General features: G+C 72.7%; 20 protein-coding genes. 11 read left to right on the top strand and 9 right to left on the bottom strand.

What is annotated here, in order from left to right; translation table 11 throughout:
* Positions 1–12: 12 nt before the first annotated feature.
* The gene (locus ACIBG6_RS10505; RefSeq protein ID WP_399222179.1) at positions 13–3,753 is read right to left on the bottom strand and encodes an ABC transporter ATP-binding protein; all 3,741 of its coding nucleotides are present in this window, start codon (positions 3,751–3,753) and stop codon (positions 13–15) included.
* Between the two features lie 178 nt (positions 3,754–3,931).
* Here ACIBG6_RS10505 and ACIBG6_RS10500 point away from each other — a divergent pair, with 178 nt between their 5' ends.
* A complete protein-coding gene (locus ACIBG6_RS10500) occupies positions 3,932–4,303 on the top strand; it encodes a hypothetical protein (protein WP_399222178.1) in 372 nt (123 codons plus the stop codon).
* A gap of 55 nt (positions 4,304–4,358) precedes the next feature.
* Here ACIBG6_RS10500 and ACIBG6_RS10495 read toward each other — a convergent pair whose 3' ends face one another.
* From ACIBG6_RS10495 to ACIBG6_RS10485, 3 genes are all read right to left on the bottom strand, one after another.
* Positions 4,359–6,041 carry a thiamine pyrophosphate-binding protein gene (locus tag ACIBG6_RS10495; protein ID WP_399222177.1) on the bottom strand — a complete coding sequence of 561 codons (1,683 nt, stop codon included), beginning with the start codon at positions 6,039–6,041 and terminating at the stop codon, positions 4,359–4,361.
* 100 nt (positions 6,042–6,141) lie between these two features.
* On the bottom strand, positions 6,142–7,119 hold the full coding sequence (gene speB, locus ACIBG6_RS10490; RefSeq protein WP_329623325.1) for an agmatinase: 978 nt from the start codon (positions 7,117–7,119) through the stop codon (positions 6,142–6,144).
* A gap of 65 nt (positions 7,120–7,184) precedes the next feature.
* On the bottom strand, positions 7,185–8,678 hold the full coding sequence (locus ACIBG6_RS10485) for a sodium:solute symporter (RefSeq protein WP_399222176.1): 1,494 nt from the start codon (positions 8,676–8,678) through the stop codon (positions 7,185–7,187).
* 176 nt (positions 8,679–8,854) lie between these two features.
* Here ACIBG6_RS10485 and ACIBG6_RS10480 point away from each other — a divergent pair, with 176 nt between their 5' ends.
* Positions 8,855–10,354 carry a PucR family transcriptional regulator gene (locus ACIBG6_RS10480; RefSeq protein WP_399222175.1) on the top strand — a complete coding sequence of 500 codons (1,500 nt, stop codon included), beginning with the start codon at positions 8,855–8,857 and terminating at the stop codon, positions 10,352–10,354.
* An 86-nt stretch (positions 10,355–10,440) separates the two neighbouring features.
* Here ACIBG6_RS10480 and ACIBG6_RS10475 read toward each other — a convergent pair whose 3' ends face one another.
* Both ACIBG6_RS10475 and ACIBG6_RS10470 read right to left on the bottom strand, forming a co-directional pair.
* Positions 10,441–11,481 carry a hypothetical protein gene (locus ACIBG6_RS10475; protein ID WP_399222174.1) on the bottom strand — a complete coding sequence of 347 codons (1,041 nt, stop codon included), beginning with the start codon at positions 11,479–11,481 and terminating at the stop codon, positions 10,441–10,443.
* Between the two features lie 193 nt (positions 11,482–11,674).
* Positions 11,675–12,283, bottom strand: a complete 609-nt coding sequence (locus tag ACIBG6_RS10470; RefSeq protein WP_399222173.1) for a hypothetical protein — start codon at positions 12,281–12,283, stop codon at positions 11,675–11,677.
* A 163-nt stretch (positions 12,284–12,446) separates the two neighbouring features.
* Between ACIBG6_RS10470 and ACIBG6_RS10465 the strand changes: the two genes are divergently transcribed.
* The 4 genes from ACIBG6_RS10465 (at position 12,447) to ACIBG6_RS10450 (ending at position 16,859) form a co-directional block, all read left to right on the top strand.
* Positions 12,447–13,685 (top strand): helix-turn-helix domain-containing protein, encoded by a 1,239-nt coding sequence (locus tag ACIBG6_RS10465; protein WP_399222172.1) that lies wholly within the window; start codon positions 12,447–12,449, stop codon positions 13,683–13,685.
* An 80-nt stretch (positions 13,686–13,765) separates the two neighbouring features.
* Complete coding sequence (locus tag ACIBG6_RS10460) at positions 13,766–14,923, top strand: acyl-CoA dehydrogenase family protein (RefSeq protein WP_399222171.1); 1,158 nt, start codon at positions 13,766–13,768, stop codon at positions 14,921–14,923.
* Positions 14,924–15,832, top strand: a complete 909-nt coding sequence (locus ACIBG6_RS10455) for an acyl-CoA thioesterase (RefSeq protein WP_399222170.1) — start codon at positions 14,924–14,926, stop codon at positions 15,830–15,832.
* A gap of 22 nt (positions 15,833–15,854) precedes the next feature.
* Positions 15,855–16,859, top strand: coding sequence for a cation diffusion facilitator family transporter (locus tag ACIBG6_RS10450; RefSeq protein WP_399222169.1), 1,005 nt, complete (start codon positions 15,855–15,857; stop codon positions 16,857–16,859).
* Here the strand turns inward: ACIBG6_RS10450 and ACIBG6_RS10445 are convergent.
* Together ACIBG6_RS10445 and ACIBG6_RS10440 are read right to left on the bottom strand one after the other, a co-directional pair.
* A complete protein-coding gene (locus ACIBG6_RS10445) occupies positions 16,845–17,618 on the bottom strand; it encodes a phosphatase (RefSeq protein WP_399222168.1) in 774 nt (257 codons plus the stop codon). The genes ACIBG6_RS10450 and ACIBG6_RS10445 overlap by 15 nt on opposite strands.
* Before the next feature lie 117 nt (positions 17,619–17,735).
* Positions 17,736–18,323 carry a TetR/AcrR family transcriptional regulator gene (locus ACIBG6_RS10440; protein WP_317595390.1) on the bottom strand — a complete coding sequence of 196 codons (588 nt, stop codon included), beginning with the start codon at positions 18,321–18,323 and terminating at the stop codon, positions 17,736–17,738.
* 87 nt (positions 18,324–18,410) lie between these two features.
* Here ACIBG6_RS10440 and ACIBG6_RS10435 point away from each other — a divergent pair, with 87 nt between their 5' ends.
* Genes ACIBG6_RS10435 through ACIBG6_RS10420 form a run of 4 tightly spaced genes read left to right on the top strand, consistent with a single transcriptional unit; the run spans position 18,411 to position 24,065 of the window.
* Positions 18,411–20,018, top strand: a complete 1,608-nt coding sequence (locus tag ACIBG6_RS10435) for a carboxyl transferase domain-containing protein (protein ID WP_329623315.1) — start codon at positions 18,411–18,413, stop codon at positions 20,016–20,018.
* 14 nt (positions 20,019–20,032) lie between these two features.
* The gene (locus tag ACIBG6_RS10430; protein ID WP_399222167.1) at positions 20,033–21,961 is read left to right on the top strand and encodes a biotin carboxylase N-terminal domain-containing protein; all 1,929 of its coding nucleotides are present in this window, start codon (positions 20,033–20,035) and stop codon (positions 21,959–21,961) included.
* A 17-nt stretch (positions 21,962–21,978) separates the two neighbouring features.
* Positions 21,979–22,896 carry a hydroxymethylglutaryl-CoA lyase gene (locus ACIBG6_RS10425; RefSeq protein WP_399222678.1) on the top strand — a complete coding sequence of 306 codons (918 nt, stop codon included), beginning with the start codon at positions 21,979–21,981 and terminating at the stop codon, positions 22,894–22,896.
* 8 nt (positions 22,897–22,904) lie between these two features.
* Positions 22,905–24,065: an acyl-CoA dehydrogenase family protein gene (locus ACIBG6_RS10420; RefSeq protein WP_399222166.1), complete on the top strand. Its 1,161-nt coding sequence runs from the start codon at positions 22,905–22,907 to the stop codon at positions 24,063–24,065.
* A gap of 104 nt (positions 24,066–24,169) precedes the next feature.
* On the opposite strand, the gene ACIBG6_RS10415 is transcribed toward ACIBG6_RS10420, so the two are convergent.
* Positions 24,170–25,726 carry a hypothetical protein gene (locus ACIBG6_RS10415; protein WP_399222165.1) on the bottom strand — a complete coding sequence of 519 codons (1,557 nt, stop codon included), beginning with the start codon at positions 25,724–25,726 and terminating at the stop codon, positions 24,170–24,172.
* Positions 25,727–25,940: 214 nt separating this feature from the next.
* Between ACIBG6_RS10415 and ACIBG6_RS10410 the strand changes: the two genes are divergently transcribed.
* Positions 25,941–26,996 (top strand): ABC transporter substrate-binding protein, encoded by a 1,056-nt coding sequence (locus tag ACIBG6_RS10410; RefSeq protein WP_399222164.1) that lies wholly within the window; start codon positions 25,941–25,943, stop codon positions 26,994–26,996.
* Positions 26,997–26,999: the final 3 nt, after the last annotated feature.

The raw sequence follows: 26,999 nt of genomic DNA, 5'->3' as shown, positions 1-26,999 counted from the left end.
TCACCCGCGTCCTCACACCCGCTCGGGCTCCGCCTCCTCCTCGGCCTCGCCGATGAACGTGCTCCACAGCGACGCGTACCGGCCGCCCAGGGCGAGCAGTTCGTCGTGGGTGCCGTCCTCCGCGACCCGTCCGCGGTCCATCACGACCACCCGGTCGGCGCGCGCCGCCGTGGTCAGGCGGTGGGCGACGACGAGCGTGGTCCGGCGGCCCGCGAGCCGGTCGGTGGCCTGGTTGACCTGGGCCTCGGTGGCGAGGTCGAGGGCCGCCGTGGCCTCGTCGAGGAGCAGGACGTCCGGGTCGACGAGCTCGGCGCGGGCCAGGGCGATGAGCTGGCGCTGACCCGCCGACAGGTTCCGGCCGCGCTCGGCGACCTCGTGGAGGTAGCCGCCGTCGAGCGTAGCGATCATGTCGTGCGCGCCGACCGCGCGGGCCGCCGCCTCGACCTCGGCGTCGGTCGCCTCGGGGCGGCCGTAGGCGATGGCGTCACGGACCGTCCCGGCGAAGAGGTACGCCTCCTGGGGGACGACCCCGAGCCGGTGGCGGTACGCGGTGAGGTCGAGGTCCCGCAGGTCGGTGCCGTCGGCGGTGACCCGGCCTTCCGTCGGGTCGTAGAACCGCGCGACCAGCTTGACCAGGGTCGACTTGCCCGCGCCGGTCTCGCCGACGAAGGCGACGGTCTGCCCGGCGGGGATGCGCAGGTCGATGCCGGTGAGAGCCGCCTCCTTGGTGTCGTACGCGAACGACACGTCCTCGAAGGCGATGTCGCCGCGCAGCGTCTTCACGTCCCGGGGCGCGTCGGCGGCGGCCGTCGACGTCGGCTCCTGGAGCAGCTCCTGCATCCGCTTCAGGGAGACCGCGGCCTGCTGGTAGCCGTCGAAGACCTGCGAGAGCTGCTGCACGGGGGCGAAGAAGAGGTCGATGTAGAGGAGGTAGGCGACGAGCGCGCCGGTGGTGAGGGTGCCGCCGTCGATGCGGTTCGCGCCGACGATCATGACGGCCGCGGCGGCCACCGAGGACAGCAGGGTCACGAAGGGGAAGTAGATCGAGATCAGCCACTGACCGCGGACGCGCGCCTCGCGGTAGTCGTCGCTGCGGGCGGCGAACCGGTCGGCGCTCGCGCGCTCACGCCCGAAGGCCTGGACGATCCGCAGCCCGGTGACGGACTCCTGGAGGTCGGCGTTGACCCCGCTGATCCGCTCGCGCGCCAGCTCGTACGCCTTCACGCTCGACCGGCGGAAGAAGTACGTGGCGACGGCGAGGACCGGCAGGGTCGCGAAGACGACCAGGGCGAGCTGGAGGTCGAGCACGAGCAGCGCGACCATGATTCCGAAGAACGTCACGACCGAGACGAAGGCGGTGACCAGGCCCGTCTGGAGGAACGTGGACAGGGCGTCCACGTCCGTGGTCATGCGGGTCATGATCCGGCCGGTGAGCTCGCGCTCGTAGTAGTCCAGGCCGAGCCGCTGGAGCTGGGCGAAGATCTTCAGGCGCAGACCGTAGAGAACCCGCTCGCCGGTGCGGCCCGTCATCCGGATCTCGGCGGTCTGCGCGACCCACTGCACGAGCACGGTGACCAGGGCGAGCGCGGAGGCCGCCCAGACGGCGCCGACCGCGAGCCGGTTCACGCCCTCGTCGATGCCGTGTCGGATCAGGACGGGAAGCAGGAGGCCGGCGCCCGCGTCGAGGGCGACCAGGCCGAGGCTGATGAGGAGCGGGACGCCGAAGCCGCGGAGCAGGCGGCGCAGGCCGTAGCTGGCCTCGGGTGAGACGGCGCGGGACTCGTCGATCCCGGGAGTGTCGTCCGCGGGCGGCAGGGCCTCGACGGCGGCGAGCAGCTCGGGGGTGGCCCCGGGCGCGGGGCTCTCCTCGGCGGCGCCCGCGTCCCGTACCCACAGGGTGGGGGTGATGCCCCGCTCGGCGTCGAACTCGGCGTCGAGTTCGGCCCGCAGCGTGGCGTCCTCGGGGACCTCGGCCGGGGTGACGTGGCCGGGCGAGACGGCGCCGAGCTCGTCGGGGTCGGTGAGGAGGCGGCGGTAGAGCGCGGAGCGCTCCTCCAGCTCCTCGTGGGTGCCGATGTCGGAGAGCCGCCCGTCGTCGAGGACGGCGATGCGGTCGGCGAGGCCGAGGGTGGAGCGGCGGTGGGCGATGAGGAGGGTCGTACGGCCCGCCATGACCGACTTCAGGGCTTCGTGGATCTCGTGCTCGACCTTGGCGTCGACGGCGGAGGTGGCGTCGTCGAGGAGGAGGAGCCGGGGGTCGGTGAGGATCGCGCGGGCGAGTGCGACGCGCTGGCGCTGACCGCCGGAGAGGGTGAGGCCGTGCTCGCCGACCTTGGTGTCGTACCCCTCGGGCAGCTCGGCGATGAACCGGTCGGCCTGGGCGGCGCGGGCGGCGGTCTCGATCTGCTCCTGGGTGGCGTCGGGGGCGCCGTACGCGATGTTGGCGCGGACCGTGTCGGAGAAGAGGAACGAGTCCTCGGGGACGAGCCCGATCGCGGCGCGCAGGGAGTCGAGGGTGAGCTCGCGGACGTCGTGGCCGCCGACGAGGACGGCGCCGTGGGTGACGTCGTAGAAGCGGGGCAGGAGGAGCGAGACGGTGGACTTGCCGGAGCCGGAGGCGCCGACGACGGCGACGGTCTCGCCGGAGCGGATGTCCAGGGAGAAGCCGTCGAGGACGGGCCGCCCGTCCTGGTACGCGAAGGAGACGTCGTCGAACTCGACCGTCGCGGGGGCGTCGGCCGGGAGGTCCTTCGTCCCGTCCTGGATCACCGGCTCGGTGTCGACGAGGTCGAGGACCCGATCGACGCCCGCGCGGGCCTGCTGTCCGACGGTGAGGACCATGGCGAGCATCCGGACCGGGCCGACGAGGGAGGCCAGGTAGGCGGAGAAGGCAACGAAGGTGCCGAGGGTGATCTCGCCCTTGTAGGCGAGCCAGCCGCCGAGGGCGAGGATGGCGACCTGCCCGAGGGCGGGCACGGCCTGGAGCGCGGGGGTGTACTTCGAGTTCAGCCGGATCGTCCGCAGCCGGCCGGCGAAGAGCTTGCGTCCGGCCTCCCGGATCTTGCCGGTCTCCTGGTCCTCCTGGCCGAAGCCCTTGACGACCCGGACGCCGGTCACGGCCCCGTCGACGACCCCGGCGACCACCGCGGCCTGCTGCTGCGCGTGCCAGGTGGCCGGGTGGAGGCGGGTGCGGCTGCGCTTGGCGATGAACCAGAGGGCGGGGGCGACGGCGAGCGCGACGAGCGTGAGGGGGAGGGAGAGCCAGGCCATGACGGCCAGCGAGATGACGAAGAGCAGGATGTTCCCGATCGTCATCGGGAGCATGAAGAGAAGGCCCTGGATGAGCTGGAGGTCGCTGGTGGCACGCCCGACGACCTGCCCGGTGGACAGCTCGTCCTGCCGCCGCCCGTCGAGCCGGGTGATGGTGCCGTACATGTCGGTACGGAGGTCGTGCTGCACGTCGAGGGCGAGGCGGCCGCCGTAGTAGCGGCGTACGTAGGTGAGGACGTACACGAGGACGGCGGCGCCGATGAGGAGGCCGGTCCAGGTGGAGAGGTCCCGGGTCTTCGTCCCGATGACGTCGTCGATGATCACCTTGGTGACGAGCGGTACGAGGGCGAGGACGGCCATGCCGACGAGCGACGACCCGAGCGCGAGCACCACGTTGGCCTTGTAGTGCCACGCGTACCCGGCGAGCCTGCGCGCCCACCCCTGCTGCCGCTCGCCCGTCTGTTTCTGCCCGACCGCCGCCACGAGTGGCCTCCCGTCCGTCCTGCTCTACCGGAAGGCCCAACGCACCTGGGCTGCGATTTCATCCCGCCGCAACAAACCGAGCGACCACTCGGCCACAGGGTCGCCGGGCGCCGGGCGGGGTAGGGAGCTTGGGGGCCGCCGTGCGGGCGGCGCCGGGGTCGGACCGGAAGGGGAGATCATGGCGCGGGTCGAGGAAGGGAAGCCGTACGGGTGGGGGCGGCTGTACGCGGCGTTCCAGGTCCTTGAGGGGCTCGCCGAGGGGAGATCGGAGCTGGGACGGCCGGCGAGGCTGAAAGTGACGGTCGGCAAGCCCCGGACCACGTTCGAGGAGCTCCTGGGCAAGGCGGGGCCGCAGCTGCTCGCCGCCCGGGAGAAGGGCGGCGACCGGGCCAAGGCCGTCGAGGTGGTCTTCGCGGACGTGGCGAAGCTGATACCTCCGGGACCGATGAGCAGGGCCGGGCTGACCCAGGCGGAGGGGGAGGCGTTCCGTCAGGGGTACGAGCACCAGATGGCCCTGTACCGCAAGGAGTGGGAGGCACTCGTCGTCTGAGTCCGGCGCCCCGCCGCCCGCCGGGATCGACGGGCGGCGGTCCGGGGAGCGTGGCTCAGAGGTGGGTCGGTTCGAACATCCTCAGGAGGGCCGGGAGGACGACCACCGACGGGCCGGGCGTCGCCAGGGCCTTCGCCAGGTCGGCCGCGAGCGTCTCCGGGGTCGTCGTCACCGCCGGCACGCCGAAGGACTCGGCGAGCGCGACGAAGTCCGGGCGGGTGAGCTCGGTGCCCGTGGCCTCGCCGAACGCGCCCGTCATGTACTCGCGCAGGATGCCGTAGCCGCCGTCGTCGACGATCAGCCAGGTCACGTCGAGGTCGTACTGCCTCGCCGTGGCCAGCTCCGCGATCGAGTACATCGCGCCGCCGTCGCCGGAGACCGCGAGGACCGGCTGCGACGGGTCCGCGGCGGCCGCGCCGAGGGCGGCGGGGAAGCCGTAGCCGAGGCCGCCGGCGCCCTGGGCGGAGTGCATGGTGTTCGGGTGCCGGGCGTCGAAGGCGGACCAGGCCCAGTACGCGAGGATCGTCATGTCCCAGAAGCTCGGGGCCCGGTCCGGGAGCGCCTCGCGCACCGCGGCGACGATCCGCTGCTCCGGGCCGAGGTCCTGGGCGGCGATCCGCTCCCGCACCTTGGCCAGGACGGCCGAGACCCGCTCGGGGGCGGTCGGGTCCGTGCGCTCGCCGGCCGTCTCCAGGAGGGCCTGGAGGGCGAGCCGGGCGTCCGCGTGGATGCCGAGCGCCGGGTGGTTGGACTCCAGCTTGCCCGCGTCGGCCTCGATCTGGATCACCCGGCCGCGCGGGGCGAACGTGTGGTAGTTCGAGGACAGCTCGCCGATGCCCGAGCCGACGACGAGGAGGACGTCGGCGTCCTCCAGGAAGTCGGTGGTGTGCCGGTCCTCCAGCCACGACTGGAGCGAGAGCGGGTGCTCCCAGGGGAAGGCGCCCTTGCCGCCGAAGGTGGTGACGACGGGCGCGTCGATCCGCTCCGCGAGCGCGAGGAGCTTGCCGGAGGCGTCGGAGCGTACGACTCCGCCGCCCGCGATGATCACGGGCCGGGCGGCCTTCGACAGCAGGTCGGCCGCGACGGCCGTGAGCTCGGGGCGCGGGACGACGTCCTCGGGCGTCGCGTCCATGGCGGTGACCACCGGCAGGGTCGTCTCGGCGAGGAGCACGTCCTGCGGGATCTCGACCCAGACGGGCCCGTGCGGGGCGGTGAGCGCCGACTCCCAGGCCGCCGCGATCGCGGACGGGATCTGGGACTGCGTACGGACCGTGTGGACGGACTTCACGACGTCCCGGAAGGAGGCCTGCTGGTCGCGCAGCTCGTGGAGGTAGCCGTGCCTGCCGCCGCCGAGCCCGGCGACGGGGATCTGGCTGCCGATCGCGAGGACGGGCGCGGACGCGGCGGCCGCCTCCTGGAGCGCGGCGAGCGACATGAGCGCGCCGGGCCCGGTGGAGAGCAGCAGCGGGGCGGCCTCGCCGGTGATCCGGCCGTACGCGTCGGCGGCGAAGCCCGCGTTGTTCTCGACGCGGAGACCGACGTACCGCAGGGCGGAGCGGCGCAGGGCGTCGAACATGCCGAGCGCGTGCTGGCCGGGCAGGCCGAAGACGGTGGTCGCGCCGAGGCCGGTGAGGGTCTCGACGACGAGGTCGCCGCCGTTGCGCCCGGGGGGCGGGTTCAGTGCGGCCTCGGTCTGCGCCGGCGTGGGGCGCAGCACCAGGTCGTGGTCGTGGGTCATGAACGGTCCCCTCGGGGCGTGGCGTGGTCGGTACGGTGCGGCCCGGCGGCCGGGTGCGGCGCGCTGCTCGCGGCGAGCGTGCCACACCCGGCGGGAACGCCTACTGCGCGGTGCGGCTCGCGGCGATCTGGCGGGACATGATCGTCGTCAGCTCGTACGCCGTGTGGGAGGCGGCGACCGCGGTGATCTCGGCGTGGTCGTACGCCGGGGCGACCTCGACGACGTCGGCGGAGACCAGGTTGCAGGAGGAGAGGCCGCGGAGGATCTCCAGGAGCTCGCGGGACGTCATGCCGCCGGCCTCGGGGGTGCCGGTGCCGGGCGCGTGGGCCGGGTCGAGGCAGTCGATGTCGATGGAGATGTACAGCGGGCGGTCGCCGATGCGCTGGCGGAGCTGGTCGGCGACCTCGTCGGCGCCGCGGCGGTAGATGTCGGCCGAGGTGACGATGCCGAAGCCCATCTTCTCGTCGTCGGTGAGGTCCTGCTTGCCGTAGAGCGGGCCGCGGGTGCCGACGTGGGAGAGCGCCTCGGTGTCGAGGATGCCCTCCTCGACGGCCCGGCGGAACGGGGTGCCGTGGGTGTACTCGGCGCCGAAGTACGTGTCCCAGGTGTCGAGGTGCGCGTCGAAGTGGAGCAGGGCGACGGGGCCGTGCTTCTTGGCGACGGAGCGCAGCAGCGGCAGCGCGATGGTGTGGTCGCCGCCGAGGGTCATCATGCGGGCGCCGGAGCCGAGGAGCTCGTCCGCGGCGGCCTCGATGGTCTCGACGGCCTCGTTGATGTTGAACGGGTTGGCGGCGATGTCACCGGCGTCCGCGACCTGGGCGAGGGCGAACGGGGAGGCGTCCTGCGCCGGGTTGTAGGGGCGCAGGAGGCGCGACGCCTCGCGGATGGCGTTGCCGCCGAAGCGGGCGCCGGGGCGGTACGAGACGCCGCTGTCGAAGGGGACGCCGACCACGGCGATGTCGGTGGTGCCGACCTCGTCGAGTCGCGGCAGCCGGGCGAACGTCGCGGGACCGGCGTACCGCGGGGTGCGGGACGAGTCGATCGGGCCGCGCGGGGTGTTCTGGTCGCTGCTGCTCATGGTCGGGTCCTCCTGGGTGTGGCGGGGTGTCGTCCGGACTGGTCTGGTCCGGTGGTGCGGGTGGGTCAGCCGGTCGCGGCGACCGGGACGGCCCCGGCCTCCGGCTCCGGTGCTCCGGTGGTGTCCTGGCCGGTGGTGTCCTGGCCCGCGAGCCGGGCCCGCCAGTGCGCGAGCACGGCGGCGTCCGTCGGGCGGGTCGCCAGGGAAACGATCACATACGCGGCGAGCGAGGCCAACAAACCATAGTAAACAGGCTCATTTGCAAGGATTCCGTAAGTCCACATCAGGCCGATCACGGCGAGACCGCCGACGGTGACCGCGGCGAGCGCGCCCTGGACGGTGCCGCGGCGCCAGAGCAGGCCGCCGAGGATCGGCACGAGGAGCCCGGCCACCAGCAGGTTGTAGGCGACGGTGAGGGCCTGCACGACGTCGTTGAGGGCGATGGCGATGACGATGACCGCGACGCCCATGATCAGGATGAAGAGGCGGTTGCCCTTCACCTCGTCGTGGTCGTCCTCGGCCTCCGACGCGGTTCCGCGCAGCCGCGACCAGATGTCGTTGTTGGCGACGGTGGCGCAGGCGATGAGCGCGCCGGAGGAGGTGGACATGACGGCGGCGAGCGCGGCGGCGAGGACCAGGCCCCGGACGCCCATCGGCAGCTCGTCCTTGACGATGGTGGCGAAGGCGTCGTCGGCGCTCGGCAGGTTCGGGTAGAGCACCTTGGCGGCGGTGCCGATGACGGCTCCGGCCAGCGCGTACGCCAGACAGTAGGTGCCGGCGACGGTGCCGCCCCACTTCGCGACCTTGTCGGTGCGGGCGGTGAAGACCCGCTGCCAGATGTCCTGGCCGATGAGCATCCCGAAGGTGTAGATCAGCACGTAGGTGAAGATCGTCTCGCCGCCGATGCCGAGGGGCTCGAAGTACGAGGTGGGCAGCGCGGCCTTCATCTCGGCGAAGCCGCCGGCCTTGACGACGGCGATCGGCAGGAGCAGGAGCAGCACGCCGATGGTCTTCACCACGAACTGGACCATGTCGGTGATGGTGATCGACCACATGCCGCCGAGGGTCGAGTAGGCGACGACGATGGTGCCGCCGAGGACGATCGCGACGGTCCGGGGCAGGTCGAAGAGGACGTCGAAGATCGTGGCGTAGGCGATGGTCGAGGTGACCGCGAGCATCAGCGTGTACGCCCACATGACGACGCCCGAGATGACGCCGGCCCGGCCGCCGTAGCGCAGGTCGAGCATCTCGGAGACGGTGTAGACCTTCAGCCGCGCGATCCGGGCGGAGAAGAAGACGGAGAGGGCGAGCAGGCCGAGGCCGATGGCGAAGACCATCCAGGCGCCGGAGAGGCCGTACTTGTAGCCGAGGCCGACACCGCCGATGGTGGAGGCGCCGCCGAGGACGATGGCGGCCATGGTCCCGGAGTACATCCAGGGCCCGAGGCGGCGGCCGGCGACCAGGAACTCGCTCTTGGACTTGGCACGGCGCATGCCCCACCAGCCCATCGCCAGCATGCCGGCCAGATACAGGGCGATCACTGCGTAGTCGACGGCCATGGGGCCTCCTTCGCGAACCTCGGTGGCGTGTCGTGCGGGGGAATGACCCAGGTGTCGATCGCGGGGACATCCGCCCGTACCCGCGGTTCTGGGATGTCACGACAGTAGGTGGCCGGAAAGCGGCGAAGAAGTGTACGTTTCCTCCATCGTCCGGGCGGGGGATGTACGAAAGGCCCATGACCTCCGTGACCCCCATGACGCCCGCACCCCCCTGGGAGCCGGCCTCCACTCCCCCGGCGCCACCGGTCCCGCTCTCCGCGCTGCTCGCCCGCCGGGACCTCGGACTCCGGCTGCTCGCCGGGTCCGGGGACGTCCCGCTCCACTGGGTGCACACCTCGGAGATGGCCGACCCGTATCCGTACCTCCTCGGCGGCGAGCTGCTCATGACGGCGGGCGTCCTGCTCACCGACCCGGCGCACTACGTCGCGCGGGTGGTGGAGGCGGGGGCGGCGGCGCTCGGCTTCGGGGTGACGCCCGTCTACGACACGGTCCCGGCGGAGCTCGTCGAGGCCTGCGCCCGGCACGGTCTCCCTCTGGTCGAGGTGCCGCCGAAGACCCCCTTCACGGCGGTGGCGCGGGCGCTGTGGCGGCTGATGGCGGAGGCCCGGCTGCACGAGCTGCGCCGGGTGACGGAGGCGCAGCAGTCCCTGGCGACGGCCGCGGCCCGGCCCGCCCCGGTCCCTGCGGTGCTCGGCGCGCTGGCGTCCCGGCTGGGCGGGCGGGCGGTGCTGTTCGGGGCGGACGGTACGGAGTCGGCGGCGGCCGGCCGCGAGATCCCGGCGGAGGCGGCGGGGGCCCTGCGCGAGCTGGTGGGGGTGCTCCCCCCTAGAGGCCCGGCGTCGGCGAGCGGGGACGGGGGCGGGCGGCGGCTCGCGGCGTACGCGCTGGGCGGCGGGGACGGTCTGACGCTCGGCGTGGCGACGGAGCGGCGCGATCCCGGCGACCACACGATCGCGGGCGTCGCGGTGGTGCTGCTCTCGCTCCTGACGGCCCCGCACCGGGGCGCGGACGCGACGGTACGGGACGGGGCCCTGGTCCGGCTGCTCCTGGGCGCGGCCCCGGCGGAGATCGCGGACACGCTGGGCCCGGGCCCGTGGACGGTGGTCCACGCCTCGGGCGGCGACGGCACCCCGTTCGCGGCGGCCTCGCTGGCTGCGGCGCTGGGGACGCCACTGGTGGACGCGGGCGGTACGGCTCCGGGGGCGGCAGGCCCGGGCGGTACGGCTCCGGAGGCCGCGCTCGGAGCCGTACGCCTACTCCTGCCGGCCTCCTCCCCCGTCACCGCCCAGACCGGCTGGACGCTGGGGGTGAGCGCCCCCGTCGAGGCGTGCGAGCTCGCGGCGGCCGACGCGCAGGCGGCGCGAGCCCTGAGGCGGGCGGAGGCGACCGGGGCGGATCTGGTCCGGCACCGCCCGGGCGGGATCGCCGCCCTGGTGGACCCTGACGAGGCCACCGCCCACGCGCGCGCCCTCCTCTCCCCGCTGACCGAACCACTCGCCGAGACCCTGCGCGTGTGGCTCTCGCTGCACGGCGGCTGGGACCGGACGGCCGTCGCGATGGACATCCACCGCAACACCGTCCGCCAGCGGATCACCCGCTGCGCCGCACTCCTGGGCCGGGACCTGGACGACCCGGACGTCCGTATGGAGCTGTGGTTCGCGCTCAAGTCCCGGTGAGAGGCGGGGCCCAGGACGCCCTCACCGGAATCACCGCTCCGGTGTCGCGGCGGCCGTTCGGGCGTCGCCCCTGTTTCGGAGAAGTGTCAGTGGACGCCCGCGGCATGGGCGGCGGCCAGCTCCGCGACCCGGCTGCGGTACGCCTCGGCCAGGTCGCCGCCGTTCGCACCGGGAACCCCCTCAGGACCGGCCCCGAGCGACTCCAGGACCGCGTCGACACGGGCCTGACGGTCCGCCAGCGCGCCCATGGTGTGCGGGTACAGCAGGTCGAGCCCGCGCTTGTCGCCGTCGGACAGGTTCTGCCCGTTACCGGCCGGCGCGCAGCTGCTGGGGGTGGACTTGTAGAAGAACTCCGGGAACCGGTACAGCATCACGGACTTCGCGTCGAAGGGCCCGGCGACGAGATCCGGGGCGTCCACGGTGCGCAGGTTGTGATCCACCTTCGCGCGCGGCCATCGGTTCGGCGCACCCGCGAGGAACGTGTAGATGCCGGGCTGCCGACCCTGGGCGTCCGCCACGAAGGCACCGGTCGGGTCCTGCGTGGGGACGTACCCGGCCGGGTCCTCCCAGCGGAACTCGCCCTCGCAGGTGCCGCGCATGTTCTGGTGGGAGTGGTGGAACCCCAGTGCGTGCAGGAACTCGTGCCGCACGGTGCCCTCCCACTGGGCCGGCCTGTTCGACGCGAACCGCCCGAGGTTCAGGCTGCGCTGGCCGGGGTTGCCCCCGACCGGGCCTCCTCCCGCACCGATGGCACTGTCCGTGCTGTCGGTGCCCACCAGGGAGAAGAAGCCCGGCTGGTCGAAGCTGACCCGGATCTCGGCGGCCAGGACGGTATCGGACGTGGTCCATCGCCGGAACGTTCCGGCCCCGCCGTTCTGTCCGAAGTCGAGTGTCAGGTTGCAGGCGTCGGTGATCTGCTTCGTCGCACCCGCGATGTCCGCGTGCAACTGGTCGTCCCCGTCGAGGAACGCGACCCGCACCGTCTTGCCCAGTGGCCACCGCCCGATGTCGGTGACGAGGAATTCCATGCCGTCGGCGGCCGTTGCGCGCCTCCAGCGGTCCCGTACCTCGATCTCCGCGACGACCTCGTCAGGGAGGGATTCGAGAGGGAGGGATTCGAGTTCCATGACGCGTCCTTTCGCATCACATTCGAAAAACGGTCCCCCCGACCGGTACCGGTCTGATGACGGATGGGCTGCTCGGCTCGTCGCGCGAGCGTGCCGACGTCGGAAACACCCGTCCCAGTATCCCCCGAATGGCGGTACTCTGCGACTCCACTGTCACTCTGAGTAGTTCAGCACGCGTCAGGATGACACCGCGTCAGGACCAGAGCTTGTTCACGGCAGTACGGGTCGTCGCCTTGAAGGCGGTCAGCGGGGCGTCCTTGAAGTCGCCCATCTGGCCCCAGCGGACGAGGGTGACGGTCCGGCCGTCGCGGCCGACGGAGAAGAGGTGGATGTCGGTGTTGCCGATCTGCGGGTCGGCGGTGTCCAGGCTGTAGACCCAGGCGCCCTCCTCGACGGCGAGCTTGCCGTGGGAGGCGCTGACGGCGTGCAGGCCCGGGTTCTGCCGCTCCAACAGGGGCCCGCAGCCGGCGAGGGCCTTGCGGAGGGTGTCGACCAGCTTCACGGCGTCGGCCTCGGTGCGGGCGACGGTGGTGATCTGGACGCCGTTGGTGTCGAGCTCGGTGCTGAACTCGCGGTAACGGGTGTTCTGCGCCGGGATCTTGTACGGGGCGCAGAGGGCGCCGCCGTTCTCCGGGATGCCGGTGAAGACCTGGGTGGCGGTCCACGGCGTCGACGACGGCGGCATCTGGGAGGCGGCGAGGAAGGCGGGCTGGGCAGCGGCCTGCGCCGGGGCCGTGGCGAGGGCCGCGAGGCCCAGGGCGGCAGCGGCGGCGGTGGCGAGTGCGGTACGGAGCTTGTTCATGGTGGTGGATCCCCCGTCGGGTCGTTCGGTCAGTGCTCCACCAGCGTCGGGCCGGCGCCCGCCGCCTGCAACGGTGACGCGCCCACCATCCGTCCCGGAACCATTCCACCCCCGCTGACGTGCAAGGACGTGAAGGGTGGGACGCAGGGTCGAGGGGGATGGAATGCCGAAGGACGCCGCCGTCGAGGAGTTCGCGTGGCTCGTACGCGCGCTGAAGGCGCGGGACGGGCGCAGTTACGCGGCGCTGGGCCGGCGCCTGAGCGTCAGCGCGTCCACCCTCCACCGCTACTGCTCGGGCGCGACCGTCCCGGAGGAGTTCGCCGTGGTCGACCGCCTCGCCCTGCTGTGCGGGGCGGACGAGGAGGAGCGGCGGGCCCTGGAGGTGGCCTGGAACCGCGCGGACCGCACCCGTCGCCCTCCGGTGCCGGAGCCCGACGCGGAGCCCGACGCGGAGCCCGACGCGGAGCCCGAGCCCGGCCCGGAACCGAAGCCCGCTCCGGAGCCCGCGCCGACCCCGGAGCCAGCGTCCGAGCCCGAGCCGGCCCCGGAGCCTGCGTCCGAGCCCGAGCCGGTCCCGGAGCCAGCGTCCGAGCCCGAGCTGGCACCCGTGCACGCGCGCGTGCCGGGCCTCCCGTCCGAGCGGCGGAGGCGCCGGTGGGGGTGGGCGGGCGTGGTCGGCGGGGCGCTGGCGGTCGTGGGGACGGTGACGCTCGGAGCCGTACTCCTGCCCGGGAAGGCCCGGGAGCGGGCCGCCGAACCACCGGCGCCGCTGACGTGGACGGCCGCCTCGCACATCTGGAAGAACGGGTGCGGGCACACCTACCTCGTGGAGCGGACGCCCCCTCCCCCGCCGGAGTCGGCCGACGCGCGGAGTTGGGCGACGGCGCAGGGGGCCGTGCACGGCGGGGAGACGCTGGTGCGGGTGTCGGTGCAGGGGAAGGGCGCGGCAGCGGTGGTGCTCCAGGCGCTGCACGTGCGGGTGGTGCAGCGGGGCGCGCCGCTGCCGTGGGCGGCGTACCGGATGGACGACGGGTGCGGCGGGGCGGTGACGCCGCGCCGTTTCGAGGTGGACCTGGACCGGCCGCGGCCGGTGGCGCGGGCGCTGGACGGGTACGACGCCTCCGGGGAGGAGGGCCGGACGCTGCCGGCGGTCTCCTTCCCGTACACGGTCAGCGCCGCCGAGCCGGAGGAGCTGCTGGTCTCGGCGGGGGCGGCGGGGTGCGACTGCCGCTGGTACCTGGAGCTGGAGTGGAGCTCGGAGGGGCGCCGGGGCACGGTCCGGATCGGGGACGAGGACGGCACGCCCTTCCGGACGAGCGGGGCGAAGGGGCGGCCCGTGTACGGGTACGACTCCGTGGGGCGGGCCTGGATCACAGGCGAGGAGTCTGGACAGGGTGGGTGACCGATGGGTAACTTCGTTGACGACAGACTGAGCAAGCGCTTAGACAACTGGGCCCGCCCGCACACCGGAGGAGACGCACCGTGCGCCGTACCGTATTCAACGAGGACCACGAGGCGTTCCGGGAGACCATCCGCGCCTTCATCGAGGCCGAGGTCGTCCCCGTCTACGACGACTGGTTCGCGGCGGGCCAGGCGCCCCGCGAGTTCTACGACAAGCTCGGCGAGCTGGGCATCTTCGGCATCAACGTGCCCGAGGAGTTCGGCGGCGCGGGCCTGGACACCCACAAGTTCGAGGCCGTCCTGTACGAGGAGACCTCGCGCGCGGGCGTCCAGTTCGGCGGCTCCGGCGTGCACGTGCTGCTCGCCCTCCCCTACATCAAGATGCTCTCCACCGACGAGCAGAAGAAGCGCTACCTGCCGAAGTTCGTCACCGGCGAGGAGATGTGGGCGCTGGCGATGACCGAGCCGGGCACCGGCTCCGACGTCGCGGGCATGAAGACCACCGCCAAGCTCTCCGAGGACGGCACGCACTACGTCCTCAACGGCTCGAAGACCTTCATCACCGGCGGCGTCCACGCCGACCGCGTGATCGTCTGCGCCCGGACGTCCGCCCCGTCGGCCGACGACCGCCGCTTCGGCATCTCGCTCTTCGCCGTGGACACCAAGTCCGAGGGCTACTCCATCGGCCGCAAGCTGGACAAGCTGGGCCTGCGCACCTCCGACACGGCCGAGCTGGCCTTCGTCGACGTCAAGGTCCCGGTCGAGGACCTGATGGGCGAGGAGGGCAAGGGCTTCTCCTACCTCGGCCACAACCTGGCCTCCGAGCGCTGGGGCATCGCCTTCGGCGCCTACGCCCAGGCCAAGGCCGCCGTCCGCTTCGCCCAGCAGTACGTCACGGACCGCACGGTCTTCGGCAAGCCGGTCGCCTCCTTCCAGAACACCAAGTTCGAGCTGGCCGCCTGCCAGGCCGAGGTGGACGCGGCCGAGGCCGTCGCCGACCGCGCCCTGGAGGCCCTGGACGCCGGCGAGCTGTCCCCGGCCGAGGCCGCGAGCGCCAAGCTCTTCTGCACCGAGGTCGCGCACCGCGTCATCGACCGCTGCCTCCAGCTGCACGGCGGCTACGGCTACATGAACGAGTACCCGATCGCCCGCCTCTACGCCGACAACCGCGTCAACCGCATCTACGGCGGCACCAGCGAGATCATGAAGTCGATCATCGCGAAGTCGATGGGCCTGTAAGTGCCCCACCCGCACGACGCACTGGATGCCCTGCTCGATCTGCTCGACCTGGAGCGGATCGAGCGGGACATCTTCCGGGGGCAGTCCCGCTCCGCCGTCGTCCCCCGCGTCTTCGGCGGCCAGGTGGCCGCCCAGGCGCTGGTGGCGGCGGGCAGGACGTTGCCCGAGGTTCCCCAAGCTCTCGGCTCCGCTCGAGCAGGGGAGGCCCCAAGTCTCGCGCACTCCCTGCACGCGTACTTCCTTCGCCCCGGGGACCCGGGCGCGCCGATCGTCTACACGGTCGACCGCATCCGCGACGGCCGTTCCTTCACCACCCGCCGGGTCGTCGCCGTCCAGCACGGGCAGCCGATCTTCCACCTCTCCGCCTCCTTCCAGGCGTACGAGGAGGGGCTCGACCACCAGTCGGAGATGCCGGCCGCGCCGGACCCGGAGTCGCTGCCGACGGCCGCCGAGATGCTGCCCCGGCACCTGCCGGCGGACGTCGCGAACCGGCTGGTCGAGGCGCGGGCCGCGGTGGACCTGCGGTACGCCGACACCCCGCCCTGGGGTTCCGTCGGGGAGCCGCGCGAACCGCGCTCGCAGGTGTGGTTCCGTACGAACGGCAAGCTGGCGGACGACCACCTGCTGCACGTCTGCCTGGCGACGTACGTCTCCGACATGACGCTGCTCGACTCCGTCCTGCTCGCGCACGGGCGGGGCGGCTGGGCCGTCGGGGACGTCGTCGGGGCCTCCCTCGACCACGCGATGTGGTTCCACCGGCCCTTCCGGGCCGACGAATGGCTCCTCTACGACCAGGAGTCCCCCTCCGCCTCCGGCGGGCGCGGACTCGGCCAGGCCCGGATCTGGACCCAGGACGGGAAGCTGGCGATCTCCGTGATCCAGGAGGGTGTCGTTCGCGTTCCGCGCTGATGATCGGACATACCGTCCGGTCATGGCGGATAACGGCGAAAACCCGGGAACCGGCGCGAGCGCGGGGAACAGCGCAGGCACCGGGAACGGCGAGAGCACCTTCACCGTGATCGTGGCGGCGGCGGCGAACCTCGGGATCGCCGTCGCCAAGGCCGTCGCGGGTGTCATCAGCGGGTCGAGCGCGATGCTGTCGGAGGCCGCGCACTCGGTCGCCGACACCGTCACCGAGGGCATGCTGCTCACCGCGCTCAAGCGGAGCGAGAAGCCCGCCGACGAGGACCATCCCGTCGGGTACGCGGGCGAGCGGTACGTGTGGGCGATGCTGGCGGCCGTCGCGACCTTCGTCGGCGGCGCGGTCTTCTCGGTCTACGACGGCATCCACACCCTCGTCCACGGCGAGGAGCTCGGCGATCCGCTCGTCTCGTACATCGTCCTCGGCGTCGCGTTCGTCCTGGAGGGCTTCTCCCTGCGGACCGGGATCAAGCAGGTCCAGGCCGAGGCGGAGCGGATGAAAGCCCCGCTCAGCCGCTATCTGCGGTTCACCGCCGACACCACCGTCAAGGCGGTGGTCATGGAGGACTCGGCCGCCCTGGCCGGCCTCATGCTGGCGGCGGGCGGCCTGCTCGGCGGCCAGATCACCGGCTCCGGCGTCTGGGACGGCGTCGCCTCGATCCTCATCGGCCTCCTGCTCGTGTACGTGGCCTGGGTCCTCGGCCGCTCCAACGCCGAACTGCTCATCGGCCGGCCGCTGCCCCGGTACATGCGGGACGCGGTCCGCGAGGAGCTGCTCACCGTCCCGCACATCGTGGACGTCGTCGAGCTGACGACTCTCATCCAGGGGCCCTCCGAGGTCCTGGTCGCCGCGAAGATCGACTTCCGGGACGTCGCCTCGGCGGAGCAGATCGAATGGGCCTGCGAGGACGCCGAGGCCCAGCTCCACGAGCGGTTCCCGGCGATCATCCGCGTGTACCTGGACCCGACGCCGGGCCTGGGCCGGCGCCGGGCCAGGCCCTCAGAGGAGGCCTGAGGCATCCAGCGTGTACGCCGTCATCGGCTCGTAGGAGCGGGGGTCGATCACGTGGTCGTCGAGCGGGATCGTCACCTGCATCGTGCCCTCGGCCTCCCCGATGAACAGGGCGGGGTCGTTGCAGTCCGCGTAACCGACGGAGTCGATGCCGCGCTGGCCCGCGCGCCCGGCCCAGCCGTGGTCCGCGACGACCAGGTCGGGGCGGCCCTCCTCGCCGAGCGCGTCGAGGATCGCGTTCATCGGCTCCGGGGAGTGGGTGTGCCAGAGCGTGGCGCCGCGCTCGAAGACGGCGACGTCGGCGAACTGCACGACGTACCCCTCGTCGGCGATCAGCCCGCCGGGGATGCGGACGATGTCGCAGCCCTGGGCGCGCAGCGCGGCGGCGACCCGGCTGTGGACGTCGATGAGCGCGCCCGGGTGGCCGGTCGCGAAGAGGACCCGCTCCTTGCCGGCGGCGGCCTTGCGGAGCCGGGCGGCCATCCGGTCGAGGCCGTCGACGGTCAGCTCGGGGTCGATGGTGTCCTGGCCGGTCCGGTGGGCCGGATCGTCGACGACACCGCACCGCTCGGCCATCACGGCGAGCACGTCCTGCTCGTCGGTCCAGCGGTCACCCAGCTCCAGACCGAGCCAGTAGTGCCGGTCGCCGTTGGCGAGCTTTCTGTAGTGGGAGAGGTTGTTGTCGCGCGGCGTGGCGACGTCTCCGGCGATCCGAGTACGGACGAGGTGCTCGACAAGGGCGGGGCGGCTGAGTATCGGCATGGGGTTCATTCTGTCCGAGTGCGCTGCGTGACGAGCAGCCCGTCCCGGTTCCCGGACCCGGGACGCTGCGTGACGAGCGGCCCGTCCCGGTTCCCGGACCCGGGCCCCTCCCGCCCCCTACTCGGCCGCCAGCGCTCCGAACGCCCCGTGCGCCAGCCGGCGCAGCAGCGCCTCCATGGGTTCGCGCCCCAGCGCGGCCAGGTGCGGGGTCGAGTTCAGGAGGCCGAAGACGGCGTGGACGGTGGTCCGGACCTCGGCCTCGCCCACGGCCGGGTACAGCTCCCGCACCACCGGCACCCACAGCTCCACGTACTGCCGCTGGAGCTGCCGCACCCGCTTGCGGTCCTCGTCCTTGAGCCGGTCGAGCTCCCGGTCGTGCAGCGTGATCAGCGGCCGGTCGTCGAGGGCGAAGTCGATGTGGCCGTCGACGAGGGAGGCGAGCACGGCCTCGGGGTCGCCGGTGGTCTCGCCGACCCGGATGCGGCCGCCCGTGAGGAGCCGCTCGCTGATGCCGACGAGCAGCTCGGCGAGCATCGCGTCCTTGCCCGGGAAGTGGCGGTAGAGCCCGGGTCCGCTGATGCCGACGGCCGCCCCTATCTCGTCCACGCCCACCCCGTGGAAGCCGCGCTCGGCGAACAGGCGGGCGGCCTCTTTGAGGATCTGCTCGCGTCGCGTCGGTGCGGTGGTCCTGGCGGTCGTGGTCATGCGATCGATTCTAGACAACCCGGTTAGCGGTCGTTAACCTGAGCGACATACGTTAACGCTCATTAACCGAGCAAGGGAGCTCGAGGGATGCAGCAGGCACCTGTGCTGACGAGCGCGGCGGACCCCGCGTCCGCGGCCTGGCAGGCCAACGAGGCAGCGCACCACGAGCTGGCCGCGACCCTGCGCGCCAAGCTCGCCGCCGCCGCGCTGGGGGGCGGTGAGAAGTCCCGCGCCCGGCACACGGCGCGCGGGAAGCTGCTGCCGCGGGACCGCGTGGACACCCTCCTGGACCCGGGCTCGCCCTTCCTGGAGCTGGCCCCGCTGGCGGCGAACGGGATGTACGGCGACCAGGCGCCCGCCGCCGGGGTCATCGCCGGCATCGGCCGGGTCTCGGGCCGCGAGTGCGTGATCGTCGCCAACGACGCCACGGTCAAGGGCGGCACGTACTACCCGATGACGGTGAAGAAGCACCTGCGCGCCCAGGAGGTGGCGCTGGAGAATCGTCTCCCCTGCCTCTACCTGGTCGACTCGGGCGGCGCGTTCCTGCCGATGCAGGACGAGGTCTTCCCGGACCGGGAGCACTTCGGCCGGATCTTCTACAACCAGGCCCGGATGTCCGGCGCGGGCATCCCGCAGATCGCGGCCGTCCTCGGCTCGTGCACGGCGGGCGGCGCGTACGTCCCGGCGATGAGCGACGAGGCCGTGATCGTCCGGAACCAGGGCACGATCTTCCTGGGCGGTCCGCCGCTCGTGAAGGCGGCGACCGGCGAGGTCGTCACCGCGGAGGAGCTGGGCGGCGGCGAGGTCCACTCCCGGATCTCCGGCGTCACCGACCACCTCGCGGAGGACGACGCCCACGCCCTGCGGATCGTGCGGAACATCGTCGCCACGCTCCCCGAGCGCGGCCCGCTCCCCTGGTCGGTCGAGCAGGCCGAGGAGCCGAAGGTGGACCCGGCCGGGCTCTACGGCGCGGTGCCGGTGGACTCCCGTACCCCGTACGACGTGCGCGAGGTGATCGCCCGGGTCGTGGACGGCTCCCGCTTCCAGGAGTTCAAGTCCGAGTACGGGCAGACGCTGATCACCGGCTTCGCCCGCATCCACGGCCACCCGGTCGGGATCGTCGCCAACAACGGCATCCTGTTCGCCGAGTCGGCCCAGAAGGGCGCGCACTTCATCGAGCTGTGCGACCAGCGCGGGATCCCGCTCGTCTTCCTCCAGAACATCACCGGCTTCATGGTCGGCAAGGCGTACGAGCACGGCGGCATCGCCAAGCACGGCGCCAAGATGGTCACGGCCGTGGCCACCACGCGGGTCCCGAAGCTGACGGTCGTCGTCGGCGGTTCGTACGGCGCGGGCAACTACTCGATGTGCGGCCGGGCGTACTCCCCCCGCTTCCTGTGGATGTGGCCCAACGCCAAGATCTCCGTCATGGGCGGCGAGCAGGCCGCGTCCGTCCTCGCGACGGTGAAGCGGGACCAGCTCGGCGACGAGTGGAGCGCGGACGACGAGGAGGCCTTCAAGGCGCCGATCCGCGAGCAGTACGAGACCCAGGGCAGCGCCTACTACGCGAGCGCCCGGCTGTGGGACGACGGGGTCATCGACCCGATGGAGACCCGGCAGGTCCTCGGCCTCGCCCTGACCGCCTGTGCCAACGCGCCCCTGGGTGACCCCCAGTTCGGCGTCTTCCGGATGTGAAGGGCCCCCAGGAGATGCACAGCATGTTCGACACCGTCCTCGTGGCCAACCGAGGCGAGATCGCCGTCCGCGTCATCCGCACCCTGCGGGAGATGGGCGTGCGCTCGGTGGCCGTGTACAGCGACGCGGACGCCGACGCCCGGCACGTACGGGAGGCGGACACGGCGGTACGGATCGGTCCGCCGCCGGCCGCCGAGTCGTACCTGTCCGTCCCGGCGCTCCTCGACGCGGCCGCCCGCACCGGGGCGCAGGCCGTGCACCCGGGGTACGGGTTCCTCGCGGAGAACGCCGCGTTCGCGCGGGCGTGCGCGGACGCGGGTCTGGTCTTCATCGGCCCGACCGCCGAGGCGATCTCCCTCATGGGCGACAAGATCCGGGCGAAGGAGACCGTGAAGGCGGCGGGCGTGCCCGTCGTGCCCGGTGCCGCCGACCCCGATCTGGTCGAGGCGGCCCGCGAGCTGGGCGCGCCCGTCCTGCTCAAGCCGTCCGCCGGCGGCGGCGGAAAGGGCATGCGGCTCGTCCGGGACCTGGCGGTCCTGGAGGACGAGATCGCGGCGGCGCGGCGGGAGGCGCGCTCCTCCTTCGGCGACGACACGCTGCTCGTGGAGCGGTGGATCGACCGGCCCCGGCACATCGAGATCCAGGTCCTGGCGGACACCCACGGGAACGTGATCCACCTGGGCGAGCGCGAGTGCTCGCTCCAGCGCCGCCACCAGAAGATCATCGAGGAGGCGCCCTCCGTCCTCCTCACGCCGGAGATCCGGGCGTCGATGGGCGCGGCGGCGGTGGAGGCGGCGCGCTCCTGCGGCTATGTGGGCGCGGGCACGGTCGAGTTCATCGTGCCGGGCGTCGACCCGTCGGCGTACTACTTCATGGAGATGAACACCCGCCTCCAGGTCGAGCACCCGGTGACGGAGCTGGTCACGGGCATCGACCTGGTGGAGTGGCAGCTGCGGGTCGCCTCCGGCGAAGCGCTCCCCTTCACCCAGGACGACATCCACCTGACCGGCTGGGCGATCGAGGCCCGCATCTGCGCGGAGGACCCCGCGCGGGGCTTCCTCCCCTCGGGCGGCACGGTCCTCTCGCTGAACGAGCCGCAGGGCGCGGGGGTCCGTACGGACTCGGGCCTGTCGCAGGGCACGGAGGTGTCCTCGCTCTACGACCCGATGCTGTCGAAGGTCATCGTCCACGCGAAGGACCGCCCCACGGCCCTCCGCAAGCTGCGCGCGGCCCTCGCCGACACGGTCACCCTCGGCGTCCCCACGAACGCGGGCTTCCTGCGGAGGCTGCTGGCCCACGAGGACGTCGTCGCGGGCGACCTGGACACGGGCCTGGTGGAACGGGACGCGGAGAGCCTGATCCCGGAGGGCGTCCCGACCGAGGTGTACGCGGCCGCGGCGGCCGTACGGCTCGCCGGGCTGGCCCCGGCGCCCCGGGAGGGCTGGACGGACCCGTTCTCGGTGCCGAACGGCTTCCGGCTCGGCGGTCGCCCGGCGCCGCTGCCCTTCCCCGTACGCGTACCGGGAAGCGAACCGGTGGTGGTCGAGGCATCGGGCGGTGCCCGGGTCACGGACTCCTCGGTGATGGTCACGGTGGACGGGGTCACCCATCACTTCCACCGCAGCGGCAACTGGCTGGGCCGGGACGGCGATTCCTGGCACGTGCTCGACCACGATCCCGTCGAGGCCGCGCTCAGCGGGGCCAAGCACGGCGGGGCCGACACGCTCGCCGCGCCGATGCCCGGCACCGTCACCGTCGTCAAGGTGGCCGTCGGGGACGAGGTCGAGGCCGGGCAGAGTCTGCTCGTCGTCGAGGCGATGAAGATGGAGCACGTCATCTCCGCCCCGCACGCCGGCACCGTCACCGAGCTCGACGTCACGCCCGGCTCCACCGTCGCCATGGACCAGATCCTGGCCGTCGTCGCCCCCCGGGAGGAATCGTGACCGCCACCGGACTGCCCATGACCGTCCCCGATCCCGGGCTCCCGGCCCGGGTCCGGATCCACGAGGTCGGCGCGCGCGACGGGCTGCAGAACGAGAAGTCGGCCGTCCCGACGGACGTGAAGGCCGAGTTCATCCGGCGGCTCGCCGCCGCCGGTCTGGACACGGTCGAGGCGACCAGCTTCGTGCACCCGAAGTGGGTGCCCCAGCTGGCCGACGCCGAGGAGCTGTTCCCGCTCGTCCGCGACCTGCCCGTCCGCCTCCCGGTCCTCGTGCCGAACGAGCGCGGCCTCGACCGGGCGCTCGCGCTCGGGGCGCGGGAGATCGCGGTCTTCGCCTCCGCGACCGAGTCCTTCGCGAAGGCCAACCTCAACCGGACCGTCGACGAGGCGCTCGCGCTCTTCGCGCCGACGGTCACCCGCGCCATAGAGGCGGGGCTGAAGGTCCGCGGCTATCTGTCGATGTGCTTCGGCGACCCCTGGGAGGGCGCCGTCCCCGTCGAGCAGGTCGTCCGCGTCACGAAGGCGCTCGCCGAGATGGGCTGCGACGAGCTGAGCCTCGGCGACACGATCGGCGTCGCCACCCCGGGCCACGTCCAGGCGCTCCTGACGGCGCTGAACGAGGCCGGGGTCCCCACGTCCCGTATCGCCGTGCACTTCCACGACACCTACGGGCAGGCCCTGTCCAACACCCTCGCCGCGCTGCGGCACGGGGTGACGACGGTCGACGCCTCCGCCGGCGGCCTCGGCGGCTGCCCGTACGCGAAGAGCGCGACCGGCAATCTCGCCACCGAGGATCTCGTGTGGATGCTCGACGGTCTCGGCATCGAGACCGGGGTCGATCTGGCCGCCCTCACCGCCACGAGCGGGTGGATGGCCGAGCAGTTGGGCCGGCCCAGCCCTTCCCGTACCGTCCGCGCCCTCTCCCACAAGGAGTGACCACCGCCATGTCCCTCGACCACCGGCTCTCCGAAGAGCACCAGGAACTCCGCCGCACCGTCGAGGCCTTCGCGCACGACGTCGTCGCCCCGAAGATCGGCGACTACTACGAGCGGCACGAGTTCCCGTACGAGATCGTCGCCGAGATGGGCCGCATGGGCCTGTTCGGTCTGCCGTTCCCCGAGGAGTACGGCGGTATGGGCGGTGACTACCTCGCGCTCGGCATCGCCCTGGAGGAGCTCGCCCGCGTCGACTCCTCCGTCGCCATCACCCTGGAGGCGGGCGTCTCCCTCGGCGCCATGCCGGTCTTCCGTTTCGGCACGGAGGAGCAGAAGCGGGAGTGGCTGCCGAAGCTGACCAGCGGCGAGATGCTCGGCGCGTTCGGTCTGACGGAGCCGGGCGCGGGCAGCGACGCCGGCGGCACCCGCACCACCGCCGTCCGCGACGGCGACGAGTGGGTCATCAACGGCTCGAAGTGCTTCATCACCAACTCCGGTACGGACATCACGGGTCTGGTGACGGTCACGGCGGTCACCGGCCGCAAGCCCGACGGCCGCCCGCTGATCTCCTCGATCATCGTCCCGTCCGGCACGCCGGGCTTCACGGTCGCCGCCCCGTACTCCAAGGTCGGCTGGAACGCCTCGGACACCCGCGAGCTCTCCTTCTCCGACGTCCGCGTCCCGGTGGAGAACCTCCTGGGCGAGGAGGGCCGCGGCTACGCGCAGTTCCTGCGGATCCTGGACGAGGGCCGGGTCGCGATCGCGGCGCTGGGGACCGGGCTCGCGCAGGGCTGTGTGGACGAGTCGGTGAAGTACGCGCACGAGCGCCACGCCTTCGGCCGTCCGATCGCCGACAACCAGGCCATCCAGTTCATGATCGCCGACATGGAGACGAAGGCGCACATGTCCCGGATCGGCTGGCGGGACGCGGCCTCGCGGCTGGTCATGGGCGAGCCGTTCAAGAAGGAGGCGGCGATCGCGAAGCTGTACTCCTCCACGGTGGCGGTGGACAACGCCCGTGACGCGACCCAGATCCACGGCGGCTACGGCTTCATGAACGAGTATCCGGTGGCCCGCATGTGGCGCGACTCGAAGATCCTGGAGATCGGCGAGGGCACGAGCGAGGTCCAGCGGATGCTGATCGCCCGGGAGTTGGGCCTCCCGGCCTGATCCTCGACGCGTGTACGGAACCGTGCCCGCCGCTCCTCCCCGGGGCGGCGGGCACGGCCGTGTCGGCAGCCCCGTACGGAGCGGCGGCAACGCCACCGTGTCGGTCACCGCCGCGTACGGGGCGAGACGTACGCGTCGTAGTCCTCCCAGCCATCGGCCGACGGGAGCCGCACGGAGCGCCAGGCGTGGGCGTAGCCGGGCGGTGCGGCGCCGGCGGGCACGATGACCGCCACCGGCATCCGACGGGCGGCCGCGGCGATACCGGCCGGGGTGATGCTCTCGTCGTGCCCGCGCGGCTGACGGGAGGAACAGCCCGCGTAGTAGCCGATCAGCACGTACTCGCGGCCGGTGACCAGGCAGGGCGGCCGGACGCCGAGACCGTGCAGCGCGGTCGCGACGGTGGTGAATCGGGCCCGTACGGCACGGCTGTTGCTGACGGCCCGGTCGAGCACGGCGTACTGCACCGCGAGGTGTCCGAGCAGGGCGACGGCGAGCAGAGCGGCGGCCGTCCGGCGCCGCGCGGGGCGCACCCCGGCGAGCAGGGACACGGCGCACTCGCCGACGGGCACGGCCAGCAGGGCGTACGCGGGGAGCAGGAAGCGGGGGGCCGCGTAGCCGACGGTGAAGAGGTACGGAGCGGCCAGCGCGGCCGCGGTCAGGGCGGCGAGCAGGGCCGGGGCTCCCCGGCCGGCGCGGAAGGCGGCGACCGTTCCGGCGGCGACGGCCGCCGGCAGCAGGAACCACCACACCGCGGTGAACGGGTGCTCCCAGGGCACGTCGCAGGGCCGGCACAGGGTGCGGCCGGCGAGAGCGCGCGCGTGGTCGTCCACGGACAGGTACCAGCCCAGCGAGCCCTGGATCTCCCCGGCGCGCCGCAGTCGCGCGGCGAGGCCGCCGTAGTGCGCGTACGCCTCGGCGATCCACGGCAGCGCTCCGAGCGCTAGCCCTCCCGCGAGCACGGCGGTGAGCACGGCGGCGCGGCGCCGCCAGGCGGGCACCAGCAGCGCCGCGGCGCCGAGCGGCAGAACGAGCCAGAGTCCGTCGCCGGGCCGGAACAGGGTGACCCCGGCCACGGTGAGCCCGAGCCCCCCGAGCGCCGCACGACCGGCCACACCCCCGCGGCCGCCGTCGGCGAACCGCAGGAAGAAGCCCACCGCGGCCAGCGCGCCGAACGCGCACCAGAGGTTGGGCATGACCCGCGGGCCGTAGAACAGCGTGACCCACAGCCCGGCGAACAGCGCGCCTCCCGCCGTCAGCACCGACGAGGGCAGGATTCCGCGCCAGGCCCGAAGTGCTCCCCAGAGGGCGGCCCCGGACAGCACGGCGAGGTAGACACGGATCGCGGCCGTGGAGTCGGTGACCGCGGCCACCGGGGCGACGAGGTACGAGACGCCCCGGGCGCGGGGGGCGCTGAAGAAGGCGGCCGGGGCGTTGCCGCCGACCTGGCTGACGTACACCGCCTCGTCCCAGCCGAGGCCCGACCCCGGGACGACCAGGGCCAGTTGGGCGAGGGTGAAGAGCACCGCGAGCCCGGCCGGCCAGAGCGGCGATCCGGGTGGTGGCCCGGCGGAGGTGGACGTGGACGGAGACGTCGTCGTAGTCGTGGACGTGCGGGGGTCCGGCGGATCCGAGGCGTTCGCGGTCGTGTCGACGTTGGCCATCCCGCCCATGGTCCGGCTGGCGCCCCGCCCGCCCCTTGCGGCGCGCCGCGCGGGGCGCGTCCTTCGCCTCGTCAGGAGTAGTGAGCGTCACAGCCGTCGGGGGAAGTTCCACCCTGTCGACGAAACGTGAGGTTAGGCTAACCTATCTTCGACTTGCCCCGGCCGACACTGGCTCGCACCTCGTCTCGTACCTCGTACCGAAAGCGACTCCGCCATGCCCAGCACCGCCCGCGCCACCCATCTCACCCGTCGCGGCCTGCTGGCCGCGGGCGGCGCTCTCGGGCTCGGCGCCGCGCTCGCCGCCTGCGGCGGCGAGACGAAGAAGGACGGCGGCTCCACCGCCCCCTCCGCCTCGGCGAAGTCCGGCCCCTGGGAGTTCAAGGACGACCGCGGCCTGACCGTGAAGGCGAAGTCCACCCCGAAGCGGATCGTCGCCTTCACCGGTACGGCCGCCGCCCTGCACGACTTCGGCATCGAGACCGTCGGCGTCTTCGGCCCGACCTACGTCGAGGACCCGAAGACCAAGGAGCGGAAGCCGGACGTCCAGGCGGGCGACCTCGACATCAACAAGGTCGCGGTCATCGGCAACGTCTGGGGCGAGTTCAAGATCGAGGAGTACCTCAAGCTCAACCCCGAGGTCCTCATCACGGACATGTGGGAGAAGAACGACCTCTGGTACGTCCCGGCGGAGCAGAAGGACAAGATCCTCAAGATCGCCCCGAGCGTCGCCCTGTGGGCCTCGGACCTGTCGATGCCGGCCGTCCTCCAGCGCCACGCCGACCTGGCCGCCTCGCTCGGCGCCGACGTGCAGACCGCGCAGATCAAGGCCGACAAGGCCCGCTTCGAGGCCGCCGCCGAGCGCGTCCGCAAGGCCGCCAAGGCCAAGAAGGACATCAAGGTCCTCATCGGCTCCGGCTCCCCCGACCTGTTCTACGTCTCCACCCCGGTCCGCCCGACCGACACGCTCTTCTTCAAGGAGCTGGGCGTCAACCTGGTCGTCCCGACCAAGCTGGACCAGGGCGGCTGGTTCGAGGGCCTCAGCTGGGAGAACGTCGACAAGTACCAGGCCGACGTCATCATGCTCGACAACCGCACCGGCACCCTCCAGCCGGAGCAGCTGAAGGCCAAGCCGACCTGGGGCGCGCTGGCCGCCGTCAAGGCCGGCCAGGTCATCCCGCGCGTGACCGAGCCCGTCTACTCCTACGCCAAGTGCGCCCCGCTCCTCGAGGACCTGGCGAAGGCCCTGGAGAACGCGAAGAAGGTGTCCTGACCC

The sequence above is a fragment of the Streptomyces sp. NPDC050842 genome (genome assembly GCF_044456565.1).
Taxonomy (GTDB): Bacteria; Actinomycetota; Actinomycetes; order Streptomycetales; family Streptomycetaceae; genus Streptomyces.
Note: the sequence above shows the minus strand (reverse complement) of the source record. Positions and strands in the feature narration are given on the sequence as shown.